Source organism: Sulfitobacter sp. HI0027 (genome assembly GCF_001634775.1).
Taxonomy (GTDB): Bacteria; Pseudomonadota; Alphaproteobacteria; order Rhodobacterales; family Rhodobacteraceae; genus Sulfitobacter.
On sequence record NZ_LWER01000072.1, the window covers coordinates 1 to 2,730 of the forward strand.

Below are 2,730 nucleotides of genomic sequence, written 5' to 3' on the forward strand. Positions count from 1 at the left end.
CCCTGAAAGGTGCTCTTCGGATCGGGCGTCAGGGAGAAATCCGCGACCGTACCACGGAAGGACAACACTTCCGCATCGCTGGCCTCAATCTGCTGACCGCCATCATCATTTATTGGAATTCCAAACAGCTCGGAAACGCTGTGGCAAGGCGACAGCGGGCAGGATTGGATTGCCCACCCGAACTCCTCGCCCACATATCGCCGCTTGGGTGGGCCCATATCATCCTAACAGGCGAATATCGTTGGCGGAAAATAGAAGCGCAAAATCCTTAAAGGGGTTTTCTGCACTCAGCCCCACTCGACCCCAAGGGGCCGTTGATGATGCGCAGCACGTCCTCCCAAGCCAAGCCGGGTCGCAACCGGCGCACGTGGGGCACCCAATCTTGTGCCGTCTCGTTCAAACGCTCCATGTAGCCGTCCTGTCGCGCCAGCCGCACTTTGCGAAGAGCAGCAGGGTCTTTGGCACGCAGCCCAGGGTTCCCGCCCACGCGGCCCTTTGTGCGCGCGCTGGCGAGGCCGGCCTTGGTGCGTTCCCGGATCAGGGCGCGCTCGAACTCGGCCGCAGCGCCCAAGACCTGCAGCGTGAACTTGCCTTGCGGGGATCCGGTGTCGATCGGGTCCTGAATTGAACGAAAGAATGCACCCTTGGCCTCCAGCCGCTCGATCACCTCCAGCAGATGCGACAGGGATCGCGCGAGGCGGTCAATCCGCACGACCACCAGCGTGTCGCCCTTGCCGATGCGCTCCAACACCCGCGCAAGCACCGGCCGCGCACGATTGCCGCCCGAGGCCTGTTCTTCATGGATCTCGGCGCAGCCTGCGGATTTCAGGGCCTGCGACTGGGGCAGGGGGGTCTGATCCTCGGTTGAAACGCGCGCGTAGCCTATCAATGGCATCAAAGCAGGCCTTTTGCAGTTTCATATACCCCCAATAAACGACCGTTTGTAAGCGAATGCAAGTGCCGGCTCTGTGGGGCTGTTCAGTCCAAAGCCCTTGGTTCCCTTACGCTGAGCGCGATCAGCGAGCTCTCGCAGACCATTGCGCGCACGTGCTATATAAAGTGTGCAGGCGCACCCTGACAAAACCCTTGGGTAAAATGCAAAAATGCCATATTTTGCACATATGGAGCCTCAAGCATGTATAAAGTATAATATTTTTGATGATCCTCTTGAGGATGCGGAGGAGCTTGAAGAGACTTCTGAGGACGACCTGTGGTTGTCGCGTTTAGCTCCCGATTTCAATTGAAGCAGTAAGCTGAAACTGAAGCGCTGGAATTTCACCTTAGCGCTTCACCAACGCCTCAAGATTCCTGGTCTTCACAGCCCTGCCGCTTTGGTCAGGTTCACCCGGAACCTGTCGCGCCTGCGCTGGTAGCGCCGGGTCATCTCGGCCGACGCATGTCCTAGGTGCTTTTGAACATAGCGCTCATCAACCTCTGCCGACGAGGCGAGCCCGGCACGCAAGGAATGCCCTGAGAACATTGCCAACCGTTTGGCTTCCGGCAAATCGGATCTGACACCACTCTTAAGAACGGTTGCCTTGATCAGTCTTGCGACGTGCTTGTCGGAAAGGCGCGCCTCGAGGGCGCTTTTGCCGTCCCGCGAGGTGCGCACGAAGACTGGGCCAAAGCCGATCTTGGCAAAGTGTAGCCATTGCTCCAGCGCGTGGACGGGACAGGTCTGGTCGCTTGAGCCGCGCCCGACCTCGACCTCGCGCCACCCGGTCTTGGCGTTAAGCGTGAGCAGCGCGCCTTTGTCGAAGATCTCCAGCCAGCCGCCGGAGTCCGGTGTATCATCCTTGTGTATGTCGAGGTTGACCACCTCCGACCTGCGCAGGCCGCCTGCATAACCCAGAAGCAAGATCGCCCGATCTCGGAGCCCGCGGAGATCGTAGGGCAGGGTGGCCACTATGGCCTGGATATCCTCAGGCAGGATAGCTTCCTTCTGAACCGGCGGGCGCGCATGCTTGCGTTTGATCCCAGCCAGAACAGTGGCGATGTGGCGATCCTTGCGATCAAGAGTGAAGCCGCGCTGCCTATAGTTCCAGGAAAGCCCCGAGAGACGACGCTCGATCGTGGAGACCGAAAGGGCAGGGGTCTTCCCGGTTGGTGCAGCCAGATCAGCCACATAAAGTCCAATCATCTCGGGTGAGGGGGGCAGAGGTTCTGTGCCTTTCAGTCGGCACCAGCGGGTGAAGTGTTTCCAGTCGGCGGCGTAGGCCTTGTTCGTGTTCCCAGCAGTCGAGGCCTCAGCGTAGTCCCGGGCGGTATCGATCAGCCGGTCGAGCGCGCCGGAGCCGGCCACATTGGCGGGCAGGGCGATTGAGGCTCGATCCCGAGAGGTTCTCTCGTCGTGTTCGTCACCGTTCAACGAGTCATAGGACGCTGAGCTCGAAATCTCGGACTCCGACCCGCCCAAACCCTCGATTTTGGTGCTGCTATTTGTGAGATTACCCATGTCGCTCTTGCTTCATTACTGGACTCTAAGTTATTGAATACATTGAATTCATGTTCCTGTTTCATTCCCGGACTATAGTTTCATTATCGGACATAAGATACCTTTTTTGGGTTTTGGCCATGGTGGATCGCTCAGACATCAACGCCGTAGATGATGCGGCATGGGAACGGGCGGTTGCGCGTGAGGGAGTGATCCGACGGCTGGCGAGCAATGCGCCACCGAACCGTGCCGAATTCCTAAAGGCCTGCCGCGATCTTGGCCTCAAGCGCTCTCGC

2 protein-coding genes and 1 pseudogene are annotated in these 2,730 nt (G+C 58.9%); 1 reads left to right on the plus strand and 2 read right to left on the minus strand.

What is annotated here, in order from left to right:
* Nucleotides 1-272 (plus strand): Tn3 family transposase (locus A3722_RS23125; protein WP_150120432.1); only part of this gene is annotated, 272 nt, incomplete at its 5' end.
* Nucleotides 273-304: 32 nt separating this feature from the next.
* Here the strand turns inward: A3722_RS23125 and A3722_RS04305 are convergent.
* Both A3722_RS04305 and A3722_RS04310 read right to left on the minus strand, forming a co-directional pair.
* A pseudogene (locus A3722_RS04305) lies at nucleotides 305-895 on the minus strand (recombinase family protein); the annotation flags it as partial.
* Between the two features lie 420 nt (nucleotides 896-1,315).
* On the minus strand, nucleotides 1,316-2,455 hold the full coding sequence (locus A3722_RS04310; protein WP_067627737.1) for a tyrosine-type recombinase/integrase: 1,140 nt from the start codon (nucleotides 2,453-2,455) through the stop codon (nucleotides 1,316-1,318).
* Between the last annotated feature and the right edge of the window lie 275 nt (nucleotides 2,456-2,730).

Excerpts from the sequence above, each read along its gene's own strand:
- A3722_RS04310 (WP_067627737.1), bottom strand. The coding sequence starts at position 2,455 with ATGGGTAATCTCACAAATAGCAGCACCAAAATCGAGGGTTTGGGCGGG.